Source organism: Rhodopseudomonas palustris BisB18 (assembly GCF_000013745.1).
Classification (GTDB): Bacteria; Pseudomonadota; Alphaproteobacteria; order Rhizobiales; family Xanthobacteraceae; genus Rhodopseudomonas_A; species Rhodopseudomonas_A palustris_F.
Window position 1 is genome coordinate 4,829,756 of record NC_007925.1, and the last position, 12,492, is coordinate 4,842,247.

The 12,492-nt window shown below is 65.7% G+C and carries 13 protein-coding genes; 8 read left to right on the top strand and 5 right to left on the bottom strand.

Annotation, left to right across the window (positions count from 1 at the left end):
- Position 1 precedes the first annotated feature (1 nt).
- The 4 genes from RPC_RS21685 to RPC_RS21700 all read left to right on the top strand — a co-directional run bounded on the left by RPC_RS21685 (position 2) and on the right by RPC_RS21700 (position 3,144).
- Positions 2-628, top strand: a complete 627-nt coding sequence (locus tag RPC_RS21685) for a DNA-3-methyladenine glycosylase I (protein WP_011474736.1) — start codon at positions 2-4, stop codon at positions 626-628.
- A gap of 329 nt (positions 629-957) precedes the next feature.
- Complete coding sequence (locus RPC_RS21690) at positions 958-1,575, top strand: YfbR-like 5'-deoxynucleotidase (protein ID WP_011474737.1); 618 nt, start codon at positions 958-960, stop codon at positions 1,573-1,575.
- A gap of 68 nt (positions 1,576-1,643) precedes the next feature.
- Positions 1,644-2,150 (top strand): tyrosine phosphatase family protein, encoded by a 507-nt coding sequence (locus RPC_RS21695; protein WP_011474738.1) that lies wholly within the window; start codon positions 1,644-1,646, stop codon positions 2,148-2,150.
- Between the two features lie 16 nt (positions 2,151-2,166).
- Positions 2,167-3,144: an NUDIX hydrolase gene (locus RPC_RS21700; RefSeq protein ID WP_011474739.1), complete on the top strand. Its 978-nt coding sequence runs from the start codon at positions 2,167-2,169 to the stop codon at positions 3,142-3,144.
- 160 nt (positions 3,145-3,304) lie between these two features.
- On the opposite strand, the gene RPC_RS21705 is transcribed toward RPC_RS21700, so the two are convergent.
- The 4 genes from RPC_RS21705 to RPC_RS21720 all read right to left on the bottom strand — a co-directional run bounded on the left by RPC_RS21705 (position 3,305) and on the right by RPC_RS21720 (position 5,509).
- Positions 3,305-3,502 (bottom strand): hypothetical protein, encoded by a 198-nt coding sequence (locus RPC_RS21705; protein ID WP_041802191.1) that lies wholly within the window; start codon positions 3,500-3,502, stop codon positions 3,305-3,307.
- Positions 3,499-3,729: a hypothetical protein gene (locus RPC_RS21710; RefSeq protein ID WP_041802192.1), complete on the bottom strand. Its 231-nt coding sequence runs from the start codon at positions 3,727-3,729 to the stop codon at positions 3,499-3,501. Before RPC_RS21710 ends, RPC_RS21705 begins: the two co-directional genes overlap by 4 nt.
- A 91-nt stretch (positions 3,730-3,820) precedes the next feature.
- On the bottom strand, positions 3,821-4,408 hold the full coding sequence (locus RPC_RS21715) for a hypothetical protein (RefSeq protein WP_011474740.1): 588 nt from the start codon (positions 4,406-4,408) through the stop codon (positions 3,821-3,823).
- Between the two features lie 114 nt (positions 4,409-4,522).
- A complete protein-coding gene (locus RPC_RS21720; protein WP_041803180.1) occupies positions 4,523-5,509 on the bottom strand; it encodes an MDR family oxidoreductase in 987 nt (328 codons plus the stop codon).
- 348 nt (positions 5,510-5,857) lie between these two features.
- Here RPC_RS21720 and nadA point away from each other — a divergent pair, with 348 nt between their 5' ends.
- The 4 genes from nadA to RPC_RS21740 all read left to right on the top strand — a co-directional run bounded on the left by nadA (position 5,858) and on the right by RPC_RS21740 (position 10,431).
- A complete protein-coding gene (gene nadA / locus RPC_RS21725) occupies positions 5,858-6,970 on the top strand; it encodes a quinolinate synthase NadA (RefSeq protein WP_011474742.1) in 1,113 nt (370 codons plus the stop codon).
- A gap of 119 nt (positions 6,971-7,089) precedes the next feature.
- Positions 7,090-8,694, top strand: coding sequence for an L-aspartate oxidase (locus RPC_RS21730; RefSeq protein WP_011474743.1), 1,605 nt, complete (start codon positions 7,090-7,092; stop codon positions 8,692-8,694).
- Between the two features lie 16 nt (positions 8,695-8,710).
- The gene (nadC, locus tag RPC_RS21735) at positions 8,711-9,589 is read left to right on the top strand and encodes a carboxylating nicotinate-nucleotide diphosphorylase (protein WP_011474744.1); all 879 of its coding nucleotides are present in this window, start codon (positions 8,711-8,713) and stop codon (positions 9,587-9,589) included.
- 176 nt (positions 9,590-9,765) lie between these two features.
- Entirely contained in the window at positions 9,766-10,431 is a 666-nt protein-coding gene (locus tag RPC_RS21740; protein ID WP_011474745.1) for a hypothetical protein, read from the top strand.
- 352 nt (positions 10,432-10,783) lie between these two features.
- Here RPC_RS21740 and RPC_RS21745 read toward each other — a convergent pair whose 3' ends face one another.
- Positions 10,784-12,214, bottom strand: a complete 1,431-nt coding sequence (locus RPC_RS21745) for a cell wall hydrolase (protein WP_011474746.1) — start codon at positions 12,212-12,214, stop codon at positions 10,784-10,786.
- Positions 12,215-12,492: the final 278 nt, after the last annotated feature.

Below are 12,492 nucleotides of genomic sequence, written 5' to 3' on the forward strand. Positions count from 1 at the left end.
TATGACGCGCGCGGTGCGGCACAGCGACGGGCTGACGCGATGCCCATGGCCGGGAGAAGACCCGCTCTATGTCGCCTATCACGACAGCGAATGGGGCGTGCCGGAATATGACGACCGCGCGCTGTTCGAAAAGCTGATCCTCGACGGCTTCCAGGCCGGGCTGTCCTGGATCACTATCCTGCGCAAACGCGACAATTTCCGCAAAGCCTTCGACGATTTCCTCCCCGAGAAGATCGCGCGCTACGACGCGGAGAAGGTCCACGCGCTGATGAACGACGCCGGCATCGTGCGCAACCGCGCCAAGATCGAAGGCACCATCAACAGCGCCAAGTCCTATCTGGAGATCATGGAAAAAGGCCCCGGCTTCTCAAGCCTGTTGTGGGACTTCGTCGACGGCAAGCCCCTGGTCAACAATTTCAAATCCACCGCCAGCGTGCCGGCGGCGACGCCGCTGTCCGCCGCGATGTCGAAAGAGTTGTTGTCGCGCGGCTTCAAATTCGTCGGCCCGACCATCGTCTACGCGTTCATGCAGGCCACCGGCCTCGTCAACGATCATCTGGTGAGCTGCTTCTGTCACGAGCGCTGCGGCGCGATGAAACGGCCGGCGGCGAAGGCTAAGCGCAAGTAACGAGCGGCAACAGCCCGTTCGCCGGTGGGTTGCGGCGCCCGAACCAAAACGAAACCGTCATTCCGGATTGCGAGTTCGAAGAACGAGCAAGTCAGGAATCCATACTCCCTGCAGGGGTTATGGGTCCCGGGCTCACTCGCAGCTCACGCTGCTCGCGCCCCGGGACGACGGCTGATTTTCTGGACCCGCATCGAACCCAACCGAAATCCTTCTGATTTCCGCCGCATCCGCCACCGCCGCCGCCACGCCCGCGATCACACAGACCGTGACCGGGGTTTGCCCGCCGTGATATCCCGCTGTGAATCAGAATTGCAATCGGCTCACGCGACATGACGACGGCCAAACCAAACACCTCCGACGTCTCCCCCCGGGTCTGGCAGCGCATGCTGTCGGGCCGCCGGCTCGATCTGCTCGACCCCTCGCCGCTCGACATCGAAATCGCCGACATTGCCCACGGCCTGGCGCGGGTGGCGCGCTGGAACGGGCAGACCCACGGCAGCCACATCTTCTCGGTGGCGCAGCATACGCTGCTGGTCGAAGCGGTGATGCGGGCGCACGCGCCGCGGATCGACCGCCGGGTGCGGCTGGCGGCGCTCTTACACGACGCACCGGAATATGTCGTCGGCGATATGATCTCGCCGTTCAAAGCGGTGATCGGCGGCTCCTACAAGGCGGTCGAACACCGGCTGCTGGGGGCGATCCATATTCGCTTCGGCCTGCCGGCCACACTCGACGACGCGCTGGAGCGGCAGATCAAAGCCGCCGACATGGGCGCAGCCTATCTGGAGGCGACCGAACTCGCCGGTTTCACCAAGGCCGAGGCCAAGCGGCTGTTCGGCAACGATCCCGGGCTACCGGAGACGACGCGGCAGGACTATCTGACGCCGTGGTCGGCCGGCAAGGCGGCGAAGCGGTTCCTTTCTCGCTTCGAAACGCTGCGGGACTGATCCGCCGAGCGATCGCGCTTTCCCCCCCGGGGCCGCGGACCTATAATCGGCACAACCCAAGGACCGCGATGATTCACGTCTGCTCGCTCGCTGCATTGCATCCGACCGTCGAGGCGACGGGGGCCAGCCATATCCTCACGGTGATGGCCAATGTCGGCCAGGTGCAGCGGCCGGGCTCGGTGAGCGAAGCCAATCATCTGCGGATTTCGATGGACGACATCACCGAACAACTCGACGGCTTCACCGCGCCGTCGGTGGCGCATATCGAGCGGGTGCTGGATTTCGTCCGTGCCTGGGACCGCGCCGCGCCCCTGGTGGTGCATTGCTACGCCGGGATCAGCCGCTCCACCGCCAGCGCCTTTGCCGCCGCCTGCGCGCTCAATCCGCATCGCGACGAGATCTCGATCGCCCAGCAGATCCGCAACGCCTCGCCGAGCGCCTCGCCGAACCGGCTGATCGTCGCACTGGCCGATCGGGCGCTGCGCCGCGACGGCCGGATGCTGCGCGCGCTCGACGCCATCGGGCCGGGCAGCCTGGTGGTCGAGGGGCGGCCGTTTCGCGTCGACCTCGAATGATGCCGATGATCGCCCGATGAGCGATAAGCTACCGACGCCGATCGAGATCGGGCTGACCGCCGCCATCGTGGCGATCGAGGACAACGAGCCGTTGATCCTCACCGCGTCCGGCGGCGACGGCGAAAATCTCGCCGGCCTGCCCTATGGCCCGTTCGAGGCGGTGACGCATCGCACCTTCGAGATCGGCCTGCGCGCCTGGGTGGAAGAACAGACCGGGCTGCGGCTCGGCTATGTCGAGCAGCTCTACACCTTCGGCGACCGCGGCCGCCACGCCCGGATCGGCGACACCGACGTCCATGTCGCCTCGATCGGCTATCTGGCACTGACGCGGGCCGCCGACAACGTATCGCGGGCGCCGGGCGCCAGCTTCGAGCCCTGGTACCGCTATTTCCCCTGGGAAGACTGGCGCGCCGCACAGCCCGACATCATCGCCCGCGCCATCATCCCCGAACTCACCGCCTGGGCGGCCGAGGCCGAGACGCCTGACACCGCGCGCGCGCTGGGGCGCAAGGACCGGGTGCGGTTGTTCTTCGGCGTCGACGGCGCGCAATGGGATGAGGAGCGCGTGCTCGACCGCTACGAGCTGTTGTACGAAGCTGGACTGATCGAGGAAGCGCGCCGCGACGGCCGCCCTGCGGCGCTGGCGCGGAACACTATCCCACTACTTGGCGTCCCGATGCGGTTCGATCACCGGCGGATTCTCGCCACCGCGATCGCGCGGTTGCGTGCCAAACTGAAATATCGCCCGGTGGTGTTCGAACTGCTGCCGCCGGAATTCACCCTGACCGAATTGCAGCGCACCGTGGAGGCGATCTCCGGCCGGCATCTGCACAAGCAGAATTTTCGCAGGCTGGTCGAGGCCGGCGCGCTGGTCGAGCCGACCGGCGAAATGTCGACCCACACCGGCGGCCGCCCGGCGGCGCTGTTCCGCTTCCGCCGCGAAGTGCTGCAGGAACGCCCGGCGCCCGGACTGCGGGTGCGCGGACGGCGGTGATTTGAGCTGTTTGCTTTCTGGCTGACGCCGGAGCCAGGTTGGATAGCAAAATCCTATCTACGCAAGCTCGGTTCACACATCGAATAACAACGACGCCCCGCCGAACTCAGCGCACAGGAATGGATCAAAAGGCTCTTGGCGAACAGGGGGAGAACGCCCCTTATTTGACGAAGTAATCCGTCTGCCGAACGCGATAAGCGGTTTTGGTCAGCTGATAGGGAACACCATCGACGTTGCCGACATCCGGCACGTCCTCGCGCTTTGATTTTTCAATGCTTCGCCATTCCAAGAAGGTCACGATAGCGACGGCTATCAAAACAACAAGTGGAGCAGCGATGGCCACAAGCTGAAGGCTCATTCTTCAAATCCTGACAGCACCGCCCGCCCAAGCAAATGGAAGGAAATGCCGGTCAACAGCGACGTTGAGATCACAAAAAGGATCGTATCCCTCGTCGCCGATGATTGTACTCCCAACAACAACGCCACGGTAGGGGTCAAGCACCCTACGGAAAGAATTAACGCTCCCAGCGTGTTAAGCCAGCTCGCGATATGCTTCCTGAGTTCGTTGCGGCGGGTTGCGCCCATTGTTCGATTCCCTGCTCAACAATTTTGCAGAGAATAAACTGTAAACCGTCAACCCGTTGTTAACCGTTGAGCGACGCGCCGCTGCCCGCAGCTATTCGGTCGAGCGGCGCAGATCGGAAGCGCCTTCGGCGGCGGGCGCGGCTTTCACCGGCTCGATCTTGGCCGACTCGACGCGCGGGGTTTCGACCCGCTGCGTCACCTCGACGCGCGCGGCGTCGGCGGAGCGGGTCGCGCCGGTGTGCCGCGGCCCGTGTGCCCGCGGCATCGTCGCCCGCGCCATCAGCATCTGGCCGGCACCCTGGTGGCGGAAATCGCAATAGGCGAAGCCCATGCCGGACACCGCGCCGCGAAAGCTGCGGTCGTCCATCTTGGTCAGGTTGAAACAGGGCTCGAACGGAATGCCCTTGATCGAGGCGCAGATCGCCTGGCCGCGCACCTGCAACGTATTGCCCGGAAGCCGCATGTTGCGGCTCGGACCGGAGCCGGAAAACTGCACCGCCCCGGCCGCGCCGCCATCGTCGAACACCCGTCCGGCGCCGCGGGTGCCGTCGAAGCAGGTGAACGCGAACACCTTGCCGGCGACGAATTTGCGCGCCTCGTCCGCGTTCATCGAGCCGGCCAAAGCCGGCGCCACCATCGCGCCGGCCGCCAGGGCCCCCACCACAAAACGCACGAACATCCTGAACTCCGACTGACTGGGCGCGGAACCGCCAATGACTACGTCTCTTTACCCGGCACTCACCATATCACCGTGGCAACATTGGAGCAGCTTGGTTGGTAAAGTCTGAACGGGTCAGCATATTTTTACCACGATTCGACCGCGCACCTCGCCGGCCAGCACCTTGGCGCCGGCGGCGATCACCTCGTCCAAATTTATTTCGTGAGTGATCTCAGCGAGTTTACCCTTGTCCAGGTCGCTCGCCAGACGCAGCCAGGCCAACTGCCGCAACGCGATCGGGCACATCACCGAATCGATGCCGAGAAGACACACCCCGCGTAAAATGAACGGCGCCACCGAGGTCGGCAGGTCCATGCCGGCGGCGAGACCGCAGGCCGCAATGGCGCCGCGGTACTTGGTCATCGACAGCACGTTGGCCAGCGTGGTGGAACCGACGCTGTCGATGCCGCCGGCCCAGCGCTCCTTGGCGAGCGGCTTGGCGGGGCCGTTCAATTCGCTGCGCTCGATCACCTCCGAGGCGCCGAGCTCGCGCAGATACGGCACTTCGGCGATCCGGCCGGTCGAGGCGATGACGTGATAGCCGAGTTTCGACAGCACCGCGATCGCCACCGAGCCGACGCCGCCGGCGGCGCCGGTCACCACGATCGGGCCCGCGGCGGGCGTGAGGCCGTGATTTTCCAGCGCCAGCACGGCGAGCATCGCGGTGTAGCCGGCGGTTCCGATCGCCATCGCGTCACGGGTCGACAGCCCCTCCGGCAGCCGCACCAGCCAGTCGCCCTTGACCCGGGCCTTCTCCGCATAGGCGCCCAAATGGGTCTCGCCCATGCCCCAGCCGTTGCAGATCACCTTGTCGCCGGCCTGCCAATCCGGATGCGACGATTGCAGCACGGTGCCGGCGAGATCGATCCCGGCGATCATCGGAAACCGCCGCACCACCGGCGCCTTGCCGGTGACCGCGAGACCGTCCTTGTAGTTCACCGTCGACCATTCGACGGCGACGGTGACGTCGCCCTCCATCAGCTCGGCTTCGTCGAACTGGGTCAGCGCCGCCACGGTGCCCTTGTCCGCCTTGTCGATCCGGATCGCCTTGAACGTTCCCACCATCTGCTCCCTGACGCGCTTCATTGAATGCGCGGCAACCTAAAGCGTCGCCGCGAGAATCCCAACCGCGTTTGTTGGATCGCTTTGGCCGCCGCCATGCAGCAATGCATTTCCTGGCGTCAGCTGTGACGATTTAACCGGTCGCGGCTCTGGCGGAACCCATTGTGACATGCTATATTTGATTTGCTCCTAATGAGGATAACTCCTCATGAGATCTGAGGTGCCCGCGGCAGTGCGCGGAGGTCGGATCGATGAGCAGCGTTTTGACTGCCGGCCCGTCGTGGCCGGATTTCTCAAAACCAGAATATGCTCATGTTGAGTATATAAGGCCGAGACGGAGAGAGTACCATGGCGCTTGCTGGAATTTACGGCCCGGACAATTTCGGCCACCCGCTGCATGGCCGGCCCGAGTCGCGCCCCCGCGCGCCGCTCAGCGCGCTGGAGCGCGGCCGCGCGCTGCCGATGCCGTCACTGGAATGGACGCCCGAGGTGGAGCGCGCCACCGCGCATCTCTATGAACGCGTCAAGAAGGTGATCACGCCGATCGAGTGGCCGTTCATGGCGCCCTACATCAAGGCGATCAACGAGGCCAAGCGCGAGCGCAACGCCGTGATCCTGGCGCACAACTATCAGACCCCCGAGATCTTCCACTGCGTCTCCGACATCGGCGGCGACTCGCTGCAGCTTGCGATCGAGGCCACCAAGGTGAAGGCCGACGTCATCGTGCAATGCGGCGTGCATTTCATGGCCGAGACCTCGAAGATCCTCAGTCCGGACAAGACCGTGCTGATCCCGGATTCCCGCGCCGGCTGCTCGCTGGCCTCCAGCGTCACCGGCGCCGACGTGCGGCTGTTGCGCGAGCGTTTCCCCGGCGTGCCGGTGGTGGCCTATGTCAACACCTCGGCCGAGGTGAAGGCCGAGGTCGACATCTGCTGCACCTCGTCCAACGCGGTGAACGTGGTCGAAAGCCTCAACTCCGACACCGTGATCTTGCTGCCGGACCAGTATCTGGCGCGCTACGTCGCCTCGCAGACCAAGGTCAAGATCATCGCCTGGAAGGGCGCCTGCGAAGTGCACGAGCGCTTCACCGGCGACGAGCTGCGCAGCTATCGCGAGGCCGATCCGTCGATCAGCATCATCGCGCATCCGGAATGTCCGCCCGACGTCATCGCCGAAGCCGACTTCACCGGCTCCACCGCGCACATGATCAACTGGGTGCGCAACAACAATCCGGCGCGCGTCGTGTTGGTCACCGAGTGCTCGATGGCCGACAACATGCAGGCCGAACTGCCGGACATGGAAATCGTGCGGCCGTGCAACCTGTGCCCGCACATGAAGCGGATCACGCTGCCGAAGATCCTCGACAGCCTGATCTATCTGCGTGAGGAAGTCACCGTCGATCCGATGATCATCGACCGCGCCCGCCGCTCGGTGGAGCGGATGATCAACCTGAAGAACTAATCGCAGGCGACGGCGCAAGCGGGACGTTGCGCCGTCGCTGTTTCGTATCGTCCCCGATCGACCGCGCGCCAGCCAAAATCTGCGCGCAGCGCCGCTCAGCGGCAGAGTTGGACCAAGTCATGAGTACGACGTCGGACCTCGATTTCGCCCATAGCGGCACCGACGTGGTGATCGTCGGCGGCGGATTGGCCGGACTGTTCTGCGCGCTGAAGCTGGCGCCGCGGCCGGTCACCGTGATCACCGCAGCCCCGCTCGGTGAAGGCGCCTCGACCGCCTGGGCGCAGGGCGGCATCGCCGCGGCGGTGGCCGAAGGCGACAGCGCGGAATCGCACGCCGCCGACACCATCGCGGTCGGCGCCGGCCTGGTCGACGAGAACGTGGCGCTGCAGCTGGCGCGCGAGGCCGGCCCGCGAATCCGCGACCTGTTGGAATACGGCGTACCGTTCGACCGCGACCTCGAAGGCCGGCTCGCGGTGTCGCGCGAGGCCGCGCATTCGGCGCGCCGAATCGTCCATGTGCGCGGCGACATGGCCGGCCAGGCCATCATCACCGCGCTGATCAAGGCGGTGCGCGCCACGCCGTCGATCAAGGTGATCGAAGGCTATTTCGCCGAAGCGCTGTTGACCGACGGCGGCTCGGTGGTCGGTCTGCAGCTGCGCCAGGCCGGCGTTGCGATCAGCCGGCCGATCACCATGCCGGCGCGCGCCGTGGTGCTGGCGACCGGCGGCATCGGCCATCTCTACGCGGTGACCACCAATCCGGTGGAAGCCTCGGGGCTCGGCCTTGCGATCGCGGCCCGCGCCGGCGCGCTGATCGCCGATCCGGAATTCGTGCAGTTTCACCCCACCGCGATCATGGTCGGCCGCGACCCGGCGCCGCTCGCCACCGAAGCGCTGCGCGGCGAAGGCGCCACGCTGATCAACGGCCAGGGCGAACGCTTCATGCTGGCGCTGCATCCGTTGGCCGAACTGGCGCCGCGCGACATCGTCGCCCGCGGCGTGTTCGCCGAGATCGCGGCGGGCCGCGGCGCGTTTCTCGACGCCCGCACCGCGCTCGGCGCGCATTTCGCCGCCGAATTTCCTACCGTCTATGAAAGCTGCATCAGCGAAGGCGTCGATCCGGCAACGCAGCCGATCCCGATCGCGCCGGCGGCGCACTACCATATGGGCGGCATCGCGGTGGACATGCACGGCCGCAGCTCGCTGCGCGGGCTGTGGGCGGCGGGTGAAGTCTCCTGCACCGGCGCGCATGGCGCCAATCGGCTTGCCTCGAACTCGCTGCTGGAGGCCGTGGTCTATGCGGCGCGGATCGCCGAGGACATCGGCGGCCGCGAATTCGGCGCCGCCAGCGGACGGATCGACGAGTTGCCGATGGCGCGCAATGCCGCGCTCGGCGCCGCGCAGGAAGCCGAGCTGCGGCAACTGATGAGCGGCAATGTCGGGGTGATCCGCAACGCCGACGGCCTCGCCGCCGCGGTGCGCCGCTTCGCCGCGATGGAAGCCGGAGCCAGCAGCACCGCGATGCTCAACATGGCGACCACCGCGCTGTTGGTCTCGACCGCAGCCTGGTCGCGGCTGGAAAGCCGCGGCGCGCATTATCGCTCGGACCATCCGGCGGAAAACCCGGCGCTCGCCGATCGCACCATGACCACGCTGGCGGACGCCCGCGACACCGCCGCCTCGCTTTCCGACACCGCGCGCCGCTCGCGCCCGGTGGTCGCCTGAAAGGACCACACTTGCAATGATCACTCCTTCCGCGCTGCTGCACACCGATGCATTCCTGTCGCCGTTCGCCATTGCGGAGGCGGTGCGCCGCGCGCTGGAGGAGGATCTCGGCCGCGCCGGCGACATCACCTCGAACGCCACGATTCCGGCCGAGGCGCACGCCCAGGCCACCATGGTGGCGCGCCAGGCCGGCACCATCGCCGGCCTGCCGCTGGCGGTCGCGGCATTTCAGGCGCTGTCGCCTGACATCTTCATCCAACCGCACGTCCATGACGGCGATCCGGTGGCGCGCGGCATCCCGGTGCTGACGATCTCCGGCCCGGCCCGCGCGGTGCTGGCCGGCGAGCGCACCGCGTTGAATTTCGTCGGCCGATTGAGCGGCATCGCGACGCTGACCGCCGATTACGTCCGCCACGCCGCCGGCAGCAAGCTGCGGATCTGCTGCACCCGCAAGACCACGCCTGGACTGCGCGCGCTGGAGAAATACGCGGTGCGCTGCGGCGGCGGCTTCAACCACCGCTTCGGGCTCGACGATGCGATCCTGATCAAGGACAACCACATCGCGGTGGCCGGCGGCGTCCGCCCGGTGCTGGAGCGGGCGCGGGCGCGGATCGGCCATCTGGTCAAGGTCGAGATCGAAGTCGACACGCTGGATCAACTGAAGGAAGTGCTCGCCTCCGGGCTCGCCGACGTGGTGCTGCTCGACAACATGGACATCGCGACGCTGCAGGAGGCGGTCAGGCTCGCGGATGGCCGCGTGGTGCTGGAAGTCTCCGGCGGGGTCACCCAGGACACCGTCGCGGCGATCGCGGCGACCGGCGTCGACTACGCCTCCGCCGGCGCGCTGACCCATTCGGCGCCGAATTTCGACGTCGCGCTGGACATCGACGCGTAGTCCAACTGATCGTTGACGCGAGCGCGTCGCGACCGGCAAGTTCTGCCTTCCGCGGCAGCAATTTCCGATTGATGGCCCGGCCGGTCGGAAAAACCCGTTTGCTTTCAAGCCTTCGCTTTGGCGCGACCCTTGCTCGCTCGTTCTGCGAGGAAACACGGTTGGCGAGGAGCCGGCGCATGGTTGCAGGCATCACTGGCATCACGTCGAATTATCCGCGCGCATCGGCGACATACGGTTCAACTCCGACATGGACGCGGACTGACGCCCTGCCGGAGGCCCCAGCGAAGACGGAGTCCGCAACGAGCCGCTACCGGGTCGATGTGTCGAAGCTCATTCCGTTGCAAGCCACGCTGATCTCGGTGGCGGACATTCCCGAGCTGCGCGACGTGATGGCGGCGAACTGGCTGAGGACGCAGAGCGCCGAGGCCTCGCCACCGGCGGTCTCCGACGATGCGTCTCAGAAAACTTATGCGCAGGTCAAGGTCGACGGCAAGGTGGTCGTCACGCTCGATAATGGCGGATGCTCGACGATGAGCAACGCGGCCGCGGCGATGGTCGGCAAACTGCAGGATCCGCCGGGTCTGAGCGGCCCCAACCTGGCGCAGTGGCGCGCCGACAGTTACGCCAAGCTGCTCGGCGGAACGGTCGAGAAGGCCCCGACCGCGATCACCCAGTCGCAATTCACGCCGCACCAAAGCTGGTATCGGGAGTATAGCCGCGACGAACTCGACGCGGCTTATCAGGCGATGCTGGCCGACGGCCAGAAGGCCAGCAGCGCAGGCGCGTCCGCCTATAGCGCGTCGCAGACACCGGCGGGTCGCAGCGCCGATCGCAGCGCCTGACCTGACTGATAGTCATTCCGGAAATAAAGCAGCCGGCCGAGCAAATCATCCGCCGTCATTCCGGGGCACGAGCAGCTTCGCTGCGAGTGAGCCCGGAATCCATAACCACCGCAGGGAGTATGGATTCCGGACTTGCTCGTTCTGACGAACTCGCAATTCGGAATGACGACGACATTTCGGTTGAATGATTCAATCCTAACCGAAAATGCTAGAGCCCGAGCGAACCCGGAATCTCGGAACGGCGGCGGCTGTTACACCAGCAGCAAGATTCCGGGTTCGCTTGCAGCTTCGCTGCTCGCGCCCCGGAATGACACGTGTTTTATTGGTCGAGGCATCTCATCGATAGACCGCCTCAGCGCCGCTCGGAGGCACTCGTAATTTCCGCCGAGCTCTTGCCGACTTCGGCGAGTTTGGCGGAGATCGCCGCGGTTTCCGCCGAGTTGCCCCAGCTCGGCGCGTCGCTGCCGTCGCCCCAATTGCGCGGCCGATAGAAGGTGTGCACGCCGAATTTGTACATCTTCTTCATTTCGTGCACCCAGGACGGCCGCACCCAATAGGCGTGATAGTGCGTCGACTTGCCGACTTCCGGCAGCCACAGCTGGCCGTCGAGCGAGGCTTTGGCGATCTTCTTGGCGCGGTCCCACATGTCGGGTTCGCGCACCACGTCGGCGACGTTGTCGCAGGCGAAGGTGAACTGACAGGCCAGATGGCGGTGCTTGTTCTGATACACCACGCCGCAGACATTGCTGGGATAGAAGCCGGAGAACGCGCGGTTCAGCACCACCTGCGCCACCGCGATCTGGCCGCGCACCGCTTCGCCGCGGGCTTCGAAATAGATCGCGTCGGTCAGGCACTTCTCGTGCTTGGCGCGCAGCTTGGCGTCGAACAGGCCGAGCCGCTCCGCCGGGGTCTTGACCCGCTGATTGTCGGCGTTGACTTCGCCCTTGCTGGCGATGCTTTCGCCCGCCTTGGCGGCCTCGCTTGGCGCAGCCGTCTCCGGCAACGCCGCCGTCACCTTCATGTCGGGATCGATGCCGGTCGGCAGCACGATCATCGGCTCCTCGCCGGGCTGCCATTGCTCCATGCTCTCACCGGGCGCGCCGAGCGACGAACTGCCGAAGAACAGGCTGGAGGTCTTCACCGAAAAGCCGTCATGCGCCGGCGCCACCGTCGGCGCGCCGATGCTGGCGTCGCCGAGCGGCTGCGCCTCCAGCGACAACGACACGTCGTATTGCGACAGCGGCGGCGCCTGCAAGGCTTCGGCGAGTTCGGGATCGAGCGGGGCGGCCGGCCCGGCCGGCAATTGCGCCGCGGTCTTGGCGCCGGCGACGTTGGGTGCCGCGGAATCGTCCTGCGACGACGGCGAAGTCTCGATCGGCGTGGTGTCCGGCGTCACCGTAGCGAGGCGATCGCCTTTCAAGGTGCGATCGACCTTGGGAAAGTCCGCGGCCTCGTAACGGCCAGGCGGCTGCGCCAGCGGATTGCGCGTCAGCGAACCGGTGATGTCGCGGGTTCGATGGTCGAGACTGGCGAGCTGCACGTCGGCGCTCGGCGGCAACGAGGTGCCGATCGGGCGGCCGAACGAAAACGTCGCGAGCTGGATGGTGGCGACCGACGAGGAGAACACCCGCTTCTGCCAGCGCTCGGCGACGCCGGGCTGCCGGGCGAGCAGCGACGCGATATCCTGATATCCGAGCTCTGACGGGATCAATGCGAAGACGCAAAGACCAAGACCGAAGGACGCAAATTTCGCGCCCTTCGGCCGGTTACGCATGACTGACATCGATACGCTCACGCAACGCTTACACCTGATCGAAAGCACATTTACGTCGAATTCGATCTATTGCGTTGTTAGAGAATTAAAGTTGCCGGGGGGTTAATCGGCGATGCGCCGCTGCCACAGGCAAGTACCAGGTGCAATGCGCAGAGCATTGCAAAAACCTTGGTAAACCGCGACTTCAGCAAAGTGGTAAACATCGCGTCAACGCAGCGATGCGACGCGACGGCAGCGCATCCGAGTTCCATGCACCCCGTCGATGGCACAAAAAAAACGGCCGGAAG

Bases quoted from the DNA above. Each gene is read 5' to 3' on its own strand.
- RPC_RS21685 (WP_011474736.1), top strand. From the start codon at position 2: ATGACGCGCGCGGTGCGGCACAGCGACGGGCTGACGCGATGCCCATGG.
- RPC_RS21690 (WP_011474737.1), top strand. From the start codon at position 958: ATGACGACGGCCAAACCAAACACCTCCGACGTCTCCCCCCGGGTCTGG.
- RPC_RS21695 (WP_011474738.1), top strand. From the start codon at position 1,644: ATGATTCACGTCTGCTCGCTCGCTGCATTGCATCCGACCGTCGAGGCG.
- RPC_RS21700 (WP_011474739.1), top strand. From the start codon at position 2,167: ATGAGCGATAAGCTACCGACGCCGATCGAGATCGGGCTGACCGCCGCC.
- RPC_RS21705 (WP_041802191.1), bottom strand. From the start codon at position 3,502: ATGAGCCTTCAGCTTGTGGCCATCGCTGCTCCACTTGTTGTTTTGATA.
- RPC_RS21710 (WP_041802192.1), bottom strand. From the start codon at position 3,729: ATGGGCGCAACCCGCCGCAACGAACTCAGGAAGCATATCGCGAGCTGG.
- RPC_RS21715 (WP_011474740.1), bottom strand. From the start codon at position 4,408: ATGTTCGTGCGTTTTGTGGTGGGGGCCCTGGCGGCCGGCGCGATGGTG.
- nadA (WP_011474742.1), top strand. From the start codon at position 5,858: ATGGCGCTTGCTGGAATTTACGGCCCGGACAATTTCGGCCACCCGCTG.
- RPC_RS21730 (WP_011474743.1), top strand. From the start codon at position 7,090: ATGAGTACGACGTCGGACCTCGATTTCGCCCATAGCGGCACCGACGTG.
- nadC (WP_011474744.1), top strand. From the start codon at position 8,711: ATGATCACTCCTTCCGCGCTGCTGCACACCGATGCATTCCTGTCGCCG.
- RPC_RS21740 (WP_011474745.1), top strand. From the start codon at position 9,766: ATGGTTGCAGGCATCACTGGCATCACGTCGAATTATCCGCGCGCATCG.
- RPC_RS21745 (WP_011474746.1), bottom strand. From the start codon at position 12,214: ATGTCAGTCATGCGTAACCGGCCGAAGGGCGCGAAATTTGCGTCCTTC.